The 15,915-nt window shown below is 67.7% G+C and carries 14 protein-coding genes; 11 read left to right on the top strand and 3 right to left on the bottom strand.

Annotated features, from left to right (window positions below; translation table 11 throughout):
• Positions 1-84 precede the first annotated feature (84 nt).
• Positions 85-3,120 carry a Tn3 family transposase gene (locus M1L53_RS32470; protein WP_011331220.1) on the top strand — a complete coding sequence of 1,012 codons (3,036 nt, stop codon included), beginning with the start codon at positions 85-87 and terminating at the stop codon, positions 3,118-3,120.
• A gap of 126 nt (positions 3,121-3,246) precedes the next feature.
• Here the strand turns inward: M1L53_RS32470 and M1L53_RS32465 are convergent, their stop codons facing one another.
• Positions 3,247-3,834 carry a TetR/AcrR family transcriptional regulator gene (locus M1L53_RS32465; protein ID WP_011331219.1) on the bottom strand — a complete coding sequence of 196 codons (588 nt, stop codon included), beginning with the start codon at positions 3,832-3,834 and terminating at the stop codon, positions 3,247-3,249.
• A gap of 101 nt (positions 3,835-3,935) precedes the next feature.
• Here M1L53_RS32465 and M1L53_RS32460 point away from each other — a divergent pair, with 101 nt between their 5' ends.
• The 10 genes from M1L53_RS32460 (at position 3,936) to M1L53_RS32415 (ending at position 14,456) form a co-directional block, all read left to right on the top strand.
• The gene (locus M1L53_RS32460; protein ID WP_011331218.1) at positions 3,936-4,802 is read left to right on the top strand and encodes a CoA transferase; all 867 of its coding nucleotides are present in this window, start codon (positions 3,936-3,938) and stop codon (positions 4,800-4,802) included.
• Positions 4,799-5,974 (top strand): thiolase family protein, encoded by a 1,176-nt coding sequence (locus M1L53_RS32455; RefSeq protein WP_011331217.1) that lies wholly within the window; start codon positions 4,799-4,801, stop codon positions 5,972-5,974. Before M1L53_RS32460 ends, M1L53_RS32455 begins: the two co-directional genes overlap by 4 nt.
• A gap of 7 nt (positions 5,975-5,981) precedes the next feature.
• A complete protein-coding gene (locus M1L53_RS32450; RefSeq protein WP_011331216.1) occupies positions 5,982-7,649 on the top strand; it encodes a long-chain-fatty-acid--CoA ligase in 1,668 nt (555 codons plus the stop codon).
• Positions 7,646-8,434 (top strand): enoyl-CoA hydratase/isomerase family protein, encoded by a 789-nt coding sequence (locus M1L53_RS32445; RefSeq protein WP_011331215.1) that lies wholly within the window; start codon positions 7,646-7,648, stop codon positions 8,432-8,434. Before M1L53_RS32450 ends, M1L53_RS32445 begins: the two co-directional genes overlap by 4 nt.
• 8 nt (positions 8,435-8,442) lie before the next feature.
• Positions 8,443-9,603, top strand: a complete 1,161-nt coding sequence (locus M1L53_RS32440; RefSeq protein WP_011331214.1) for an acyl-CoA dehydrogenase family protein — start codon at positions 8,443-8,445, stop codon at positions 9,601-9,603.
• A gap of 91 nt (positions 9,604-9,694) precedes the next feature.
• Positions 9,695-10,453, top strand: a complete 759-nt coding sequence (locus M1L53_RS32435; RefSeq protein ID WP_011331213.1) for a 3-hydroxyacyl-CoA dehydrogenase — start codon at positions 9,695-9,697, stop codon at positions 10,451-10,453.
• Entirely contained in the window at positions 10,450-10,950 is a 501-nt protein-coding gene (locus tag M1L53_RS32430) for a MaoC family dehydratase (RefSeq protein WP_011331212.1), read from the top strand. The genes M1L53_RS32435 and M1L53_RS32430 overlap by 4 nt, the downstream gene beginning before the upstream one ends.
• A gap of 21 nt (positions 10,951-10,971) precedes the next feature.
• A complete protein-coding gene (locus M1L53_RS32425; RefSeq protein WP_011331211.1) occupies positions 10,972-12,126 on the top strand; it encodes an acetyl-CoA C-acetyltransferase in 1,155 nt (384 codons plus the stop codon).
• Between the two features lie 4 nt (positions 12,127-12,130).
• Positions 12,131-12,892 (top strand): enoyl-CoA hydratase, encoded by a 762-nt coding sequence (locus tag M1L53_RS32420; RefSeq protein WP_011331210.1) that lies wholly within the window; start codon positions 12,131-12,133, stop codon positions 12,890-12,892.
• Between the two features lie 28 nt (positions 12,893-12,920).
• Positions 12,921-14,456 (top strand): class I adenylate-forming enzyme family protein, encoded by a 1,536-nt coding sequence (locus M1L53_RS32415; RefSeq protein ID WP_011331209.1) that lies wholly within the window; start codon positions 12,921-12,923, stop codon positions 14,454-14,456.
• Between the two features lie 371 nt (positions 14,457-14,827).
• Here M1L53_RS32415 and M1L53_RS32410 read toward each other — a convergent pair whose 3' ends face one another.
• Together M1L53_RS32410 and M1L53_RS32405 are read right to left on the bottom strand one after the other, a co-directional pair.
• Complete coding sequence (locus M1L53_RS32410) at positions 14,828-15,406, bottom strand: site-specific integrase (RefSeq protein ID WP_202916944.1); 579 nt, start codon at positions 15,404-15,406, stop codon at positions 14,828-14,830.
• A 78-nt stretch (positions 15,407-15,484) separates the two neighbouring features.
• Complete coding sequence (locus M1L53_RS32405) at positions 15,485-15,748, bottom strand: hypothetical protein (protein ID WP_225330463.1); 264 nt, start codon at positions 15,746-15,748, stop codon at positions 15,485-15,487.
• Positions 15,749-15,915 lie beyond the last annotated feature (167 nt).

Here is a 15,915-nt window from a genome sequence, read left to right as displayed (position 1 = left end):
GGGGGTCGGGGAGCAGATTGACGAAATCCGGCGCTAAGGGGCAATCGCCGAGCGACCTTGCGCTGTAGGTGATTTCATGTCGTCGTGACTGATGAGGGCGGCTATGGCCGGTTCGGTGCGTTGTCTCGGCAGGAGCTGGAGCGTTACTGCTACTTGGATGACGAGGACCGGCGGCTGATCGCTGCGCGGCGGCGCGACTACAACCGTCTGGGGTTCGCGGTGCAGGTGGTGACGGTGCGTCACCTGGGAATGTTCCTGGCTGATCCGCTGGATGTCCCGCCCGCGTTGATCGAGTATCTGGCCGAGCAGTTGGAGATCTCCGATCCGTCGATGGTGAAGCGGTACACCGATCGGGAGAAGACCAAGCTCGAACACGCCTGGGAAATCCAGCAGGTGTACGGACTCAAGCCGTTCGGCGAGATGGAGTCGGAGCTCACGTCGTGGATCGTCGACCAGGCGTGGATGACCGGCGACGGACCGAAGGCGATCTTCGGCGACGCAGTGACATGGCTGCGGAAGCGTCAGGCGCTGCTGCCGGGGATCACCACGTTGGAGCGGCTGATCGGCGACGGCCGCAACGCGGCGGACGCCCGGTTGTGGCGCCAGCTCGGCGAGCAGCTGACCTCGGAGTCCGCGTCTGCCTTGTTGCGGCTGCTGGAGGTTCCTGCGGAGGGCGGGCAGAAGGTCAGCGAGCTGGAGCGGCTGCGCAAGGGCGTGTTCAAGGCGTCGTCGAAGGGGATGCTCGCGGCGCTGCGCAGGGTTGTCGACCTGCAAGCGGTCGGGGTGGACAGCATCGACGTGAGGGCGATCCCGCCGCGTCGGTTGACGGGGTTGGCGACCTACGGGTTGGCGAGCAAGGCCGCCGCGCTGCGGCGGCTGCCCACGCGTGAGCAGCGCTTGGCGGTGCTGGCCGCGACGGTCGTTGTGTTGAGCGCGCGGGCGGTCGACGACGTGTTGGAGACCTTCGACATGTTGATGACGACGAAGCTTCTGTCCAAGGCCGAGCGGGAGTCTCGCGAGGAGAAGCTGCGTCGCTATCCGAGGGTGTCACGCAACGCAGGCAAGCTCGCGGCAGCGGTGAAGGTGCTGCTGGAGATGGTCGAGGTCAACCAGGACGTCGGGCTGGGCGTGGTGTTGGACATGATCGAGAAGACCGTCACCCGGGCCGAGTTGCGGCACGCGGTCCAGGCGGTCGACGAGCTGGTGCCCGCCGACGACGCGGAGCTGGATGGGCAGCGGTTGATCGAGTTGGCCGGCAAGTTCGCCACGGTCCGCCCGTTCCTGTCGATGCTGATGGACACGATCGAGTTCGGCGCGACCAGTGACGGCGCCGCCGTCCTGGCGGCAATGAAGACCCTCGCCGAGCTGCTGACATCCAGGTCGTCGGGCAAGATCCCGGCAAACCTGCTGGACGCCCGCAAGGTCGACCACGACTTGATCGTCGGCGCGTGGAAGCGCTTGATCTACACGCCGGGCCGACCGGAGGGCACCGTCGACCGGAACTCCTACACGATCTGCGTGTTGGAACAGTTCCACCGACACCTCAAGCACCGCAGCATCTTCGCGGTGCGTTCGTCGCGGTGGCGCGACCCGCGGGCGCACCTGCTGGCAGGCGAAGCCTGGGAGGCTGCGCGTGACGCCGGCATGAACGCGCTGGGCCTGCCCGCCGCGCCGACGCAGCTGCTGACCGATCACGCGACGGCGTTGGAGACCGCTTATCGGGAGTTGGCCGCACGGCTGGGCGAGGACACCCCAGCCAGCATCGACGCCGACGGCAAACTGCACGTCGCCGCGCTGGACGCCAAGGCCGAGCCCGCGTCGCTGGTCGACCTGCGCCGCCGGGTGGAGGCGATGATCCCGCGTGTGGACCTGCCGGAACTGGTCACGGAGGTGATGAGCTGGCATCCCGGTTTCACCGAGGCGTTCACCCACACCTCGGGCAACGAGGCCCGCGTCGCCGACCTCGGCTTGTCGGTGGCGGCCGTGCTCTGTTCCTATGCGATGAACGTCGGGTTCAAACCGGTGACAACGCCTGGTGTCGACGCCCTGACCAGGGATCGGCTGCTGCACGTCGACCAGTGCTACGTGCGGGCCGAGACCATCGAGGCGGCCAACGCCGTGCTGGTCGACGCCCAGGCCGACATCCCCCTGGCCCAAGCGTGGGGCGGCGGGCTGGTCGCCTCGGTGGACGGGATGCGGTTCGTGGTGCCCGTGCGCACCCATAACGCCCGCCCGAACCCGAAGTACTTCGGCCGGAAACTGGGCATCACCTGGTTGAACATGCTCAACGACCAGTCCGCCGGGCTGGCAGGCAAGGTGCTGCGCGGAACACCTCGCGATTCGCTGCACACCATCGACGTGATCGTGTCCCAGCACGGCGGGCGGATTCCGGAGGTCATCATCACCGACACCGGGTCGTATTCCGACATCGTGTTCGGACTGCTGCATCTGATCGGCCGCCAGTACCGGCCGCAGCTGGCGAACCTGCCCGATCAGCGGTTGTGGCGCATCGACGCCCGAGCCGACTACGGGCCGCTGGACAAGGCGGCGCGCGGGGTGATCGACACCGCCAAGATCGCCGCGCACTGGGAGGACATGTGCCGGATCGCGGTGTCGATCCACTCCGGTGAGGTGTCGGCGCACGAGGTCACCAGGATGATCTCCCGCGACGGGCAGCCGACCGCGTTGGGCCAGGCCATCGCCCATTTCGGGCGGATCTTCAAGACCCTGCACATCCTGCGCCTGGCCGACGACGAACCTTACCGGCGCGAGGGCAAGGCCCAGTCCAATCTCGTCGAGGGTCGTCACGACCTGGCGCGCACGATCTATCACGGCCGCAAGGGCGAGATGACCCGCGCCTACTACGAGGGCATGGAAGACCAGCTCTCGGCGCTGGGATTGGTGCTCAATTGCGTCGTCGTGTGGAACACCGTCTACGAGAACCGCGCCCTCGCCGCGCTGCGAGCCGGCGGATACCCGGTGCTCGACACCGATGTCGAGCGATTGTCGGCGTTCGTGCGCGCCCACATCGGCATCGACGGGCACTACAGCTTCCACCTGCCCGACCCCAGCGGAGTTCACCGACCGCTGCGCGACCCGGACGCCGACGACGACGAGTAGCGCGAGTCGAAGGGTGGCGGATGACCGCTCAGGACCTGACGACGCATGTCGGCGGAAGTCTCTCCTGAGCCGCGAAACAGGCCACGGCCTGCACCTCTACCTCCGACCTGACCCAACAAACTACCGCTAGATTACGGTCACGGAGAGCGTCAGTTTGTCGCTGTGCGGCACGCCCGTCCGGTCGAGGAAGTCACACATGTCATCGATCATCGGCTGCATGAGCAGCTGCCCCAGCTGACGAACCATCAGCCCGATGACCTGTGAGGACTCGGATCGCCGTGTCGAGGTCTTGCCCGAATAGCGGAGTTTGGAGATCTCTCTGCGACTCAGGTCGGTCAGCCGCTCGAGTAACTCGCTCTTTCCCTGCGGATCGAGCACAGCGCGCCGGATGTAGTTCACCACCGTCGGATGCGTCGCGAGCATGTGCCGCACCGCCTCGTCTCGAGCGGCGGCGACCTGCGCTGGGGCGCCCTCGTCCGGCACAGAGGCGATCGCCAGAGCGTAATAGTCGACGACCAGTTGCTCGACGGCGACGCGTAGCCCGTCCTTGGTCTTGAAGTGGTGCTGCACCAATCCCACGGCGACCCCGGCGGCGGCGGCGACGGCGCGCATCGAGACGCGATCCTCGCCGCGCTCGGCGTAGAGGTCGAGCGCGGCGTTGCGAATGCGGGCCTTCGCGGTGAGGTCCTCGTCACTGGCGCGGGGGTCGGTCACAGAAATTGCCTCCTATCAGAGAAAAAAGCATACACCCTTGACATTAGACAGTACATGCGCATTAATGGCTATACATCAGTATAGTCAAAAAGGGGTTGATGATGTCGCAGTCGAGTTCGCTGCAGGGCGTGCAGGTGGTGTCGCTCGCGATCAATCTGCCGGGCCCGCTCGCCGCCGCGCGGCTACGGGCGCTGGGCGCCACCGTCACCAAGATCGAACCGCCGGCCGGCGACCCGCTGCGGGCCGTGGCGCCGACGTGGTACGACGAGCTCACTGTGGGCCAGCGGGTCGTGACCCTCGACCTCAAGGACCCCGCTGATCGGGCGGTGGCGGCGCGCGAGCTGTCGCGTGCCGACCTGATGCTCACCGCCATGCGCCCCTCGGCGCTGGTCAAGCTCGGCCTGGACGAGTTGACCGCGGCGAATCCGCACCTGTCGCATATCGAGATCGTCGGGCACGACGGGATCGCGGCGGAGCAGCCCGGCCATGACCTGACGTACCAGGCCCTGCACGGCACTCTCCAGCCGCCGACGATGCCGACCGTCCCGGTGGCCGACCTGCTCGGCGCCGAGCGCGCCGTGTCCGCGGCCCTGCTCGCCCTGCGCGTGGCCGCGGAGTCCGGCGTGGGACACCGCGAGCGGGTCGTCCTCGAACAGGCGGCCGCCGACGCCGGCGCCGCAGTTCGGCACGGTCTGATGGGAGCGGGCGCGCCGCTCGGCGGGGCGCATCCCGGTTACCGGATCTACTCCAGCTCCGACGGCCACGTCGCGCTGGCCGCGCTCGAGCCGCACTTCTGGGAGCGCGCCCGCGCCGGTCTCGGTGTCGAGGGCACCCAGGAGGAGCTCGAGCAGACGTTTCTTTCCAAGCCGACGCGCGAATGGGAGGAGGTCGCGAAGCGCCTCGACATTCCCCTGATCGGAATCCGCGATTCGGCACCCCGTAATTCAGCACAAGGAGCTTTGTCATGAGTGTTCGCGAGGCCGTTATCGTCGGCGCGGTCCGGACCCCGGTCGGCCGTCGCGGAGGGATCCTCAGCGCATGGCATCCGGTGGACCTGCTCGGGCAGACGCTGCGGGAGCTTGTGGCCCGCGCCGGCGTCGACCCCGCCGCGATCGAGGACGTCATCACCGGCTGCGTCATCCAGCACGATGTCCAGTCGGGCAATCTCGGCCGCCACGCGGTGCTCGCCGCCGGGCTGCCCGAGTCGGTCCCCGCGGTGACGATCGACCGCCAGTGCGGTTCAGGGCAGCAGGCGGTCAGCTTCGCCGCCCAGGCGGTGATGGCGGGTTCCCACGACCTGGTGATCGCCTGCGGCGTCGAGTCGATGTCACGGGTGCCGATGCCTCCGGCGTTCCTGCCCGGCGCGCCGCTCGGCCCGCAGTACAGCCCGCGCGAACTCGACCGCTACGACGGTGGGCTGATGGCGCAGGGCCCGTCGTCGGAGCTGATGAACGAGAGGTTCGACCTGAGCCGAGCGGCGTTGGACGCGTTCAGCGCTCGCAGCCACGAGCGGGCGCACGCCGCGACGCGGGCCGGGAAGTTCCGCGACCAGATGGTGCCGATCACCGCCGACCCCGACGACCCGACCGGTCCGGTCATCGACTCGGACGAGGGCATCCGCGAGCACATCGACCCCGCCAAGATGGCGAGCCTGAAAGCCGTGTTCGGCGCCGACGGGCGGACCACGGCGGCCAACTCCTCGCAGATCAGCGACGGCGCGGCCGCGCTGCTGATCGCCGACCGCGAGTACGCCGAGCGCAACGGCCTCATCCCACGCGCCCGGTTCCGCGCGCTGTCGGTCGCCGCCGCCGACCCGATCATCCAGTTCACCGCGATCCTCGACGCCGCCCACAAGGCGCTCGGCCGAAGCGGGTTGGCCGTCGAGGAGATCGACCTGTTCGAGGTCAACGAGGCCTTCGCCGGTGTGCCGCTGATCTTCCAACGGGAATTCGGCGTCCCGGACGACAAGCTGAACGTCAACGGCGGCTCCGTCGCCCTCGGCCACCCGCTGGGCTCGACCGGAGCCCGGATGCTCACCGACCTGCTCTGCGAACTCGAACGCTCCGGCAAGAGGTTCGGCTTGCAGACCGTCTGCGAGGCCACCGGCACCGCGAACGCCACCATCATCGAACGCATCTGAGGACGTCATGAGCCACGAGATCGTGAGGGGCCTGCCCTCCACCCACGGCGACCACTATCAACTCAACACCACCACCATCATCCGGCACGCCGCGCGCACCTATCCCGAGCAGGAGATCGTGTACCGCACCGCGGACGGCGGCTGGGACCGGTACACCTACGCCGATGCCTACGCGCGAATCCAACGAAGTGCCAATGCACTTCGCTCGATCGGCGTCGGGCCGGGCGATGTGGTCGGGATCCTCGACTGGAACAGCAAGCGGCACTACGAGCTGTACTGGGCGATTCCCGGCCTCGCTGCCGTGATGTTGCAGATGAACCTGCGTTTGGCGCCAGAGGATCTCGCTTACGTCACCGGACACAGTGATGCATCGGTGGTCCTCATCGACGAGTCGCTGCTTCCGGTTGCCGAGGCGCTGGCACCGCATACGCCGAACGTGAAGACGTGGGTGGTGATGACCGATAAGCCGCTGGCCGACATCACCACCACGCTCCCGCACGCGGTGCACTGGGAGGACCTGCTCGCGGACGCCGGCCCGGAGATCGACTGGCCGGTCATCGACGAAACCTCCTCCTACAGCGCGTGTTACACCACCGGCACCACCGGCAGGCCCAAGGGCATCTACTACTCGCATCGCGGCATCTACCTGCACACCCTCGCCGAGGTCGCCGGACTCGGGATGAGCAGCGACGATGCCGTCATGCTCATCACGCCGATGTTCCACGGCCAGGGCTGGGGCCTACCCCAGGCGGCCGCCTACAGTGCCGCAAAAATCGTGCTGCCCGGTCGCTACATCGCCGAGGACACATCCGTCCTCGTGGACGCGATGATCGCGGAGCAAGTCACCGTCGCAAACGGTGCGCCGGCGATCTTCCAGCCCATGATGAACTACATCAAGACGCTTGCGGTCGCACCGGACTTCTCCCGCGCGCGGCTGCTGTCCGGTGCCACCGAGCCGCCGCTGTCGCTGATGCGCGACTTCCACGACATCACTGGAGCCGACGTCATCCACGCCTACGGCGCCACCGAGACCACCCCTCTGGTCGCGGTGAACCGGGGACTGAAGCCCTCGCTGCGCGGTGTGATCTCGGACGAGGAGAAGTGGGATCTCAAGCGTAAGCAGGGTTTGCCGGTCAACGGCATCGACATCCGGATCGTCGACGCGGAAGGCAACGATCTCCCGCACGACGGCACGAGTCAGGGTGAAGTGCTGCTGCGCGGACCGTGGATCATCGAGCGCTATCACAAGCTCGACGACGACGCCGACAAGTTCCTCGACGGGTATTGGCGTAGCGGCGATGTCGGGACCATCGACCCGAATGGTTACTTGAAGATCACCGACCGGATCAAGGACGTGGTCAAGTCGGGTGGCGAATGGATTTCCTCCATCGACATGGAGAACGCACTCGTTGCCCATCCGAAGATCGCCGAGGCGGCCGTCATCGGCGTCCCGCACCCGAAGTGGCAGGAGCGTCCAGTAGCACTCGTCGTGACGACCGACGGGCAGGAACTTCCACTGTCGGAGATCCACGAATTGCTCGCCGATGCATTCGCCAAATGGCAATTGCCCGAGACCGTCCTGTATCTGGACCAGCTGCCCCGCACCAGCGTCGGCAAGCTCGACAAGAAGGCCATGCGCGCCGCGCACACCAACGTCTACGAGGACGTCCGATGAACCCCGACAACGCCCCGCTACGCACGGCCCGCGACAGCCACCTCCTGATCCTGGAGATCAACCGGCCCAAGGCTCGCAACAGTCTGAACGAGGCGGTGCTCACCGCCTTGAACACCGAGCTCGTCGCGGCTCGGCACGACGACGAGATCCGTGCCATCGTGCTCACCGGCGCCGGCGGGATCTTCTGCGCCGGAGCCGACATCACCAATTTCGACGCCATTCGCGACCAGTCGCTGCTCGGCGATCGAGCCGCGCTGGGCGGCACCATCTGGGCCGACCTGGGCCGATTCCCGAAGCCGGTCCTCGCTGCGGTCGAGGGCCTCGCACTCGGCGGCGGCTGCGAGTTGGCGCTTGCCTGCGACATCGTCATCGCCGGCGAATCCGCCAAGTTCGGTGTCCCGGAGGTGAAGCTCGGCGTGATCCCGGGCGGCGGCGGAACCCAGCGCCTGATTCAGGCCGTCGGCAAGTCCAAGGCGATGGCCCTACTGCTCACCGGCGACTTCCTGTCCGCACAGCGGGCGTGCGCGGCCGGCATCGTCGCCGAGACCGTCCCGGACGGCACCGCCCTCGAAGCGGCGGTCGCCATGGCGCAGCGGATCGCCGCCAACTCACCGCTCGCGGTGGCGCTGGCCAAGGATGCCGCCCTCCAGGCCCTGGAAACCTCTCTGGCGCAAGGACTCGAGCACGAGAAGCGCAACTTTCACGTTGCCATCCATTCCGCCGACAGCCGCGAGGGCCAGGCCGCGTTCCTCGCCAAGCGCGCCCCCGAATTCACCGGAAAGTAGGACCGATCATGAGCGAGCTGTTCCCCGATTACCGCTCCCCGTGGGAGACCGACGATCAGGCGCTGCTGCGTAAGCACGCCGCCGAGTTCTTCCGCAAGGAAGCCACCCCGAACCAGGACCGTTGGGCCGCGCAGCACCAGGTCGACCGCGAGTTCTGGACCAAGGCCGGCGCCGCGGGACTGCTGTGCCTCGACATCGCCGAAGAATACGGCGGCGGGGGCGGCAACTTCGGCCACGAGGCGATCGTGCAGCAGGAGATCGCCTACGCCCACGACACCGCGTTCGGCTTCGCCGTGCACTCGACGATCGTCGCGCACTACATCGCCGCCTATGCCACCGAGGACCAGAAGAAGCGCTGGCTATCGAAATGTGCGAGCGGTGAGAGCGTCCTCGCCATTGCGATGACCGAACCCGGCACCGGCTCGGACCTGCAGGCCGTACGGACCACCGCGGTTCGCGACGGCGGCCACTACGTGATCAACGGCTCGAAGACGTTCATCTCGAACGCGTCGCACTGCGACCTGCTCGTCATCGTCGCCAAAACGGACCCGAGCCAAGGTTCCAAGGGTATCTCGCTGCTCGTCGCGGAGACGGAGAATCTTCCGGGGTTCGAGCGTGGGCGGGTGCTGGACAAGATCGGCCAGCACGGCCAGGACACCCGCGAGTTGTCGTTCACCGACATGCGGGTGCCGGCAGCGAATCTGCTCGGCGGCGTCGAGGGGCAGGGCTTCTACCAGCTGATGGGTCAGCTGCAGCGTGAGCGGCTGATCCTCGGTGTCGGCGGTGTCGCGGTGGCCGAGGCCGCGGTGGCGGAGAGCATCAGGTACGCCAAGGAACGTCACGCCTTCGGCAAGCCGATCCTGAACTTCCAGAACACGAAGTTCGTACTCGCCGAGTGCAAGACCGACGTGCTGGCCGGCAAGACCCTGATGGACCACTGCATCCAGCGTCACCTCGACGGCACCCTCGACGCGGCGACCGCGTCGATGGCCAAGCTGTGGGGCAGCGACAAGCAGTGCGAGATCGTCGACCGCTGCCTGCAGGTCTTCGGTGGCTACGGCTACATGATGGAGTACCCGATCGCGCAGATGTACGCCGCTTCCCGCGTGCAGAAGATCTACGGCGGCACCAACGAGATCATGAAGGAACTCATCGGCCGCGCCTTATGAGGTTGACCTTCGCGCAGTGACACCACTGCGTCAGTCACACCTCACTTTGTCAAAAACCCGATGTTCTCAACCTATTTCGTCAGGAGTATTCATGCATATCACCGGAACCAACGCACTCGTCACCGGCGGAGCCTCGGGCCTCGGACTGGCCACCGTCACCGCCCTCGCCAAGTCGGGCGCCCGGGTAATCGCCGTCGACCTGCCCACCGCGAACACGGATGCGCTGGCTGCTCTCGGCGACACCGTGGAATTCGCTCCGGCGGATGTCACCGACGAGGCCGCGGTCACCGAGGCGGTCGAGCGCGCCAACGCGGAGTCCTCACTGCGAATCACCGTGAACTGCGCCGGCATCGGCAACGCCGTCAAGACCGTCGGTAAGAACGGACCGTTCCCGCTGGCCGAATTCGAGAAGATCGTCAAGGTCAACCTGACCGGAACCTTCAACGTCATCCGCCTCGCCGCGCACGCGATGTCGCAGAACGAGCCCGTCGACGGCGAGCGCGGCGTGATCGTCAACACCGCCTCGGTCGCGGCCTTCGACGGGCAGATCGGACAGGCCGCGTACTCGGCATCGAAGGGCGGGATCGTCGGCGCCACCCTGCCGATCGCCCGCGACCTGGCGTCGCTGCTGATCCGGGTGAACACCATCGCGCCCGGCCTGTTCAAGACCCCGCTGCTGGGCACGCTGCCCGAGGCGGCTCAGATTTCGCTGGGACAGCAGGTGCCGCACCCGAACCGGCTCGGCGACCCCGCCGAGTACGCGCAGCTGGTCGAGGCGATCGTGACCAACCCGATGCTCAACGGCGAAACCATCCGCCTCGACGGCGCGATCCGCATGGCGCCGCGGTGAAACCCGTCGGCGTGCAGGTGGGATCGCACCATGAGCACACACGCCTTGTATACGCCGAGGACCTGGGCATCGGCCAGCGTTTCGACTTGGGCTCACACACGGTGACCGAGGCCGAACTCGTCGACTTCGCCACCCACTGGGATCCCCAGTGGTTTCACATCGACCGGGCGGCGGCGCAGGACGGCCAGTTCGGTGGCCTGATCGCCAGTGGAATCCACACGTTGGCGATCCTGCAACGGCTGACATTCGACGCAGTGGGGCACAGCTGGGCGGCCATTGCCGGGCGCGGCATCCGAGATCTGCGGTTCCGCCGTCCCGTGCGTCCAGGAGACGTGCTGACCGGCACCGTCGTCATCGACGACATCCAGTTCGACGACCGGGCACGCGCCCTCGTCACCACCGAGAGCACCGTGGTCGACAGCGAAGGCCGCGTCGTGCTGACCGTCCTGCTCGACGCCTACCTGCACTCGCGCACACGTCAACCATCGACCACCTGAGACGACGATTCGGAGACATCAATGCCAGAGGCATACATCATCGACGCGGCACGCACCCCGGTAGGCCGCCGCCGCGGCGCACTGGCCGCCGCACACCCGGTCGACCTCGCGGCCCATGTGATCGGCGCACTCGTCGAACGCAACGGTGTCGACCCCGCGTCGGTCGACGACGTGATCCTCGGCTGCCTGGACAACATCGGTCCGCAGGCGGGCGATATCGCCCGCACCGCGGCCCTCGCTGCGGGCCTGCCCGAGACAGTGCCCGGCGTGACCATCGACCGCCAGTGCGGATCCTCGCAACAGGCTGTACATTTCGCCGCGCAGGCCGTGATGAGCGGCACCGCCGACCTCATCGTCGCGGGCGGGGTGCAGAACATGAGCCAGATCCCACTGATGTCGTCGGTCACCGCGGGCGAGGCGTTCGGCGTGCGCGACCCCTACTCGGGCTCGACGAGGTGGCGGGCCCGCTACGGGGACGAGACGATCTCGCAGTTCCGCGGCGCCGAGATGATCGCCGAAAAGTGGGGAATCGACCGGGAGGCGATGGAGCAGTACGCCCTGGAAAGCCACCGCCGGGCGCTGCAGGCGATCGCCGGCGGACGCTTCGCCGCCGAGATCCTCCCCTACCAGCAGATGACGACCGACGAAGGACCGCGCGCCGACACCACACCGGAGAAGATGGCCGCCCTGCCGAGCCTCACGCCGGGGGGGCGCTTGAGCGCCGCGGTCGCCAGCCAGATCTCCGACGGCGCCTCGGGCATGCTCATCGCCTCCGCCGAGGCGGTACGCCGCCACGACCTGGCTCCGCGGGCCCGGATCCATCACCTGACCGTGCTCGGCGCCGATCCGGTCATGATGCTCGCCGCACCGATCCCCGCCACCGAACGGGCACTCGAGCGGACCGGCATGCGCATCGACGACTTCGACGTGTTCGAGGTCAACGAGGCGTTCGCCCCGGTCGTGATGGCGTGGTTGCAGGAGACCGGCGCCGACCCGGAGCGGGTGAACCCCAACGGCGGCGCCATCGCTCTCGGCCACCCGATCGGCGCCACCGGCACCCGGCTGATGACCACCATGCTGCACGAACTCGAACGCTCCGGCGGACGCTACGGGTTGCAGACCATGTGCGAGGGCGGCGGACAAGCCAACGTCACCATCATCGAGCGGCTCGGCTGATCCGATGACCCCGACCGCTATCCGGACCGTCCGCACCGGCCGCCTGCTTCACATCACGATCGACCGGCCCGGCCGCATGAACGCCCTCGGCGTCGACGACCTGGTCGCACTCGACACCGCGATCAGCGGGGCGGAAGCGACCGGTGCCCGCGCGATCGTGCTCACCGGCGCGGGAAGAGCCTTCTGCACGGGAGCGGATCTGACCGCGGTGACGGGCGAGGAACCCGAGGTGGTGATGGACGCCGCGAACCGGGTGATCCGCGGCATCGTCTCCGCGCCGGTCCCCGTCATCGCCGCCGTCAACGGCCCCGCGGTCGGGTACGGAGTGGCGCTCGCCTGCGCCGCAGACCTCACCTACGCCGCCGAAAGCGCGTATTTCCTGTTGTCGTTCACCAGCATCGGGCTGATGCCCGACGGCGGCGCGACCGCGCTCGTCGCCGCGGCGATCGGCCGGGCGCGGGCTACAGAATTAGCGCTGCTCGGGCAGCGGCTTTCCGCCACCGACGCCGCCCAGACCGGCTTGGTGGCCCGGATCCTGCCGGATGACCAGCTCGCGGCCCATGTCGAGGCCGTCGCCGGCACGCTGGGAGCCGGGCCGCGGCGCGCCCTCGAACTGACCAGACGGGCGCTCGCCGCGTCCACCCTGGGCCACCTCGACCACGCCCTCGAGCGTGAACGAGCCGGACAGATCGAACTCATCGGCACACCGGATTTCGCCGAGGGCGCCGACGCCGTCCTCACCAAACGTCCCCCCACATTTGCTTAGCAGACCACCCGCCGATCATAGGAGAATCATGGCAACCCTTGGTGGACAACTGACATTGAACGCACGCCGCCACCCGGACCGGCCCGCGCTGATCTTCGAGGGCGTCGAGCGCAGCTACGGGCAGCTCGACCGGGAAATCAACCAGTACGCCAACGCGCTGCTGTCCCTCGGCGTGCAGAAGGGCGACCGCGTGGCGGTGCTGTCGCCGAACTCCGACCGCTTCCTCCTCGCGCTGTACGGCGCGTTCAAGGTCGGCGCGATCGTCTCCCCGTTCAACCCGCGGTCCACGGCCCGGGAGCTGGCGTATCTGCTCGAGGACTCCGGCGCGTCGGTGCTGCTGTTCGGTGGGGACACCGTCGCGGCGGTGCGGGACCTGGCCAAGCTGGAGCAGGCGCCCGCTGCCCCGGCGCTTTCGCTGGACGGCGCGGACGGCTTCGACGATTTCGTCCAGCTGGCGTCCTCCATGCCGGACAGCGACCCACAGGTCGAGGTGCGCGAGGACGACGACTGCATGATCATCTACACCTCCGGCACCACCGGGAAACCGAAGGGTGCGCTGTTCGATCACCACCGGCTGCTGTGGGTCGGCCACGCGGTGTCCTCGCTCGGCGTCAACTCCTTCGACCGGAACCTGCACGTGGCACCGATGTACCACTGCGCCGAACTGGTGCTGTTCGTGCTCAGCGGCTTCTCGATGGGCACCACCCACGTCGTGTTGCCGGCATTCGAGCCCGCCGCCGTCCTCGACGCCCTCGAGCGATACCGGATCACCGTCTTCCTCGGTGTTCCCACCATGTATCAGATGATGTTGACGGTCCCCGACCTCGAGCGGCGCGACCTCTCGCACTGGCGGCTCGGCTTCTTCGGGGCGGCACCGATGCCGCCGACTGCGGTCGCGAAACTCGTGACGACCTTCCCGGACGTCGGCTTCTTCCAGCTGTGCGGGCCGACCGAGGGTGGCCCCACCGGCATCTACTCCACGCCTGACGAGGTCGCCGTCCGTCCCGATGCGACGGGACGCTGGCCGATCACGAATGCCGAGTTCCGGCTGGTCGATCCGGATGGCAACGATGTCCCGACGGGGATGACCGGCGAGATCATCCTGCGCGGCGAGACCATCATGAAGGGCTACTGGAACAAGCCCGAGGCCACCGCCGAGACCATCCGAGACGGGTGGCTGCACACCGGGGACCTCGCCGTCCGCGACGCCGACGGTTTCATCACGATCGTCGACCGGCTCAAGGACATGATCATCACCGGCGGCCGCAACGTCTACTCGATCGAGGTCGAGAACGCCCTCGCGGGGCACCCCGACGTCCAGGACGTTGCCGTCGTCGGCCTGGACCACGCCACATTCGGGGAGACCATCGTCGCGATCGTGACCCCGGTTCCCGGTCGCGAGGTGACCCTCGAGGAGCTGCGGACGTACGCCGCCGAATACGTCGCGGACTACAAACTGCCGCGCGATCTGATCGTCCGTGACATCCCGCGCAACCCTTCCGGCAAGATCCTCAAACACGTTCTCCGCAGTGAGATTCGGGACGACTCCGCGCAACGCACGTAGACCGACGGACGACTCCGGCACATTCGAGTTCCCGGGAACCACGACGCCGTCCATATCCGATACGGCCTGACCGAAGCCGCGCTCCCGCGCGCTCATCTCCCACGGCTGTTCCAACCCCGGCGAGGTCTCGCGCGACCTCACGGCCCTACTCTCGGCCGTGCCCCCGCCGGATCCGACAAACACCACGACCACGCACGCCCGGCAGCGGCTATGAGTTCCCGGACGCGGAAGACCACACCCATCGACGGTGCCGCACTTGATTGGTCTCTTTCGGCCCCCCTCGAGCAGATGCGCTCGGGCCGAACAGTCAAGGTGCTGAACAAGATACGCAGACACGCGCCGGAACTCGTCACCGTCAGCTACTGAGAGATTCAGCGGGAGCGCCGCCGCGCAGCGGGATCGGTCTCGGCCTGCCAGCGCCCCAGCGCCTCGGCGGAGACCTTCGCGTATTTGACCAGGCTGCGCACCGAGGTGTGTCCGCTCAACGCCATCAGCATCGGCGTGGAAGCGCCCTTCTCTGCGGCGTGGGTCAGTCGCGAGTGCCGCAGCTGGTGCAGCGTGAACGGTCCGCGTCGCATCCCTTCGGTGTGCTCCTCGAGGAGCGTCGCGGCGCGGCGGTAGGAAAGTCGGGCGCGGCCGGTCGAGTTGTCGGTGTCGGTCTTGGCGACCGACGGCTTGGCTTTGCGGTCGGTCAGGAACAGCGGCCCGGACTTCCGTCCGGCGATCAGCCGGGGCAGCGGCCGTGCGGTGCCGGTCTGCCAATAGATCACCTCGCGGGCGCCGCCCTTGCGGGTGACCGTGGCGCATCGGTTCACGGTGTCCAGGTCCTCGATGTCGAGATTCAGGATCTCCTCCGCCCGCGCGGCGGACTCATACAGCATCGACCAGAACACCCGCTCGCGCAGGGCCGCGTCCATGCCCAGCAGCTCCGCAACCTCGGCGGCGGTCATCGCCTTGCTGTTGTCCGGCGCACTCGGCCGCGCCCGCAGGCGCGACACCGGATCGCCGGTCAGCCACTGTTGATCGCGTCAGTAGGCGCACGCCGCCGACACCGCGGTCAGCCGGAGGTTGTAGGTCTTGGGGGCCTTGTCGCCCCACACGTAGTCGAACCACCCCGACACCCGATCCGGGTTCAACAACCCGACATCGCCGTCCGCGCCGAAGTCGCGCACCATCCGATCCAACGCCGAGGCGTAGGCGCGGCGGGTGTTCACCGCCGCGATCGTGCCCAGAAAGGTCCGCGTCGCGTCCGCCAGCCGGATCCCGGCGGCCCGCGCCGGTAGCGAGCTCACCGATCCCACCCCGACCGCCCTTCAGCACTACGGCAGATAGTTTCCGGAGTCGCCCATCTCCGGAACGACCATCGCGGCAGGACGACTCACGAGTTACGGCAGATAGTACGCTACTATCTGCCGTAAATCCTTAGCGCCGGATTTCGAGAATCTGCTCCCCGACCCCC

Source organism: Rhodococcus sp. T9N (assembly GCF_024436645.1).
Classification (GTDB): Bacteria; Actinomycetota; Actinomycetes; order Mycobacteriales; family Mycobacteriaceae; genus Rhodococcus_F; species Rhodococcus_F qingshengii.
The sequence above is the reverse complement of the archived record's forward strand: the minus strand, read 5'-3'. Positions and strand labels throughout refer to the sequence as shown.

Bases quoted from the DNA above. Each gene is read 5' to 3' on its own strand.
- M1L53_RS32460 (WP_011331218.1), top strand. From the start codon at position 3,936: ATGTCGCAGTCGAGTTCGCTGCAGGGCGTGCAGGTGGTGTCGCTCGCG.
- M1L53_RS32455 (WP_011331217.1), top strand. From the start codon at position 4,799: ATGAGTGTTCGCGAGGCCGTTATCGTCGGCGCGGTCCGGACCCCGGTC.
- M1L53_RS32450 (WP_011331216.1), top strand. From the start codon at position 5,982: ATGAGCCACGAGATCGTGAGGGGCCTGCCCTCCACCCACGGCGACCAC.
- M1L53_RS32445 (WP_011331215.1), top strand. From the start codon at position 7,646: ATGAACCCCGACAACGCCCCGCTACGCACGGCCCGCGACAGCCACCTC.
- M1L53_RS32440 (WP_011331214.1), top strand. From the start codon at position 8,443: ATGAGCGAGCTGTTCCCCGATTACCGCTCCCCGTGGGAGACCGACGAT.
- M1L53_RS32435 (WP_011331213.1), top strand. From the start codon at position 9,695: ATGCATATCACCGGAACCAACGCACTCGTCACCGGCGGAGCCTCGGGC.
- M1L53_RS32425 (WP_011331211.1), top strand. From the start codon at position 10,972: ATGCCAGAGGCATACATCATCGACGCGGCACGCACCCCGGTAGGCCGC.
- M1L53_RS32420 (WP_011331210.1), top strand. From the start codon at position 12,131: ATGACCCCGACCGCTATCCGGACCGTCCGCACCGGCCGCCTGCTTCAC.
- M1L53_RS32415 (WP_011331209.1), top strand. From the start codon at position 12,921: ATGGCAACCCTTGGTGGACAACTGACATTGAACGCACGCCGCCACCCG.
- M1L53_RS32410 (WP_202916944.1), bottom strand. From the start codon at position 15,406: ATGACCGCCGCCGAGGTTGCGGAGCTGCTGGGCATGGACGCGGCCCTG.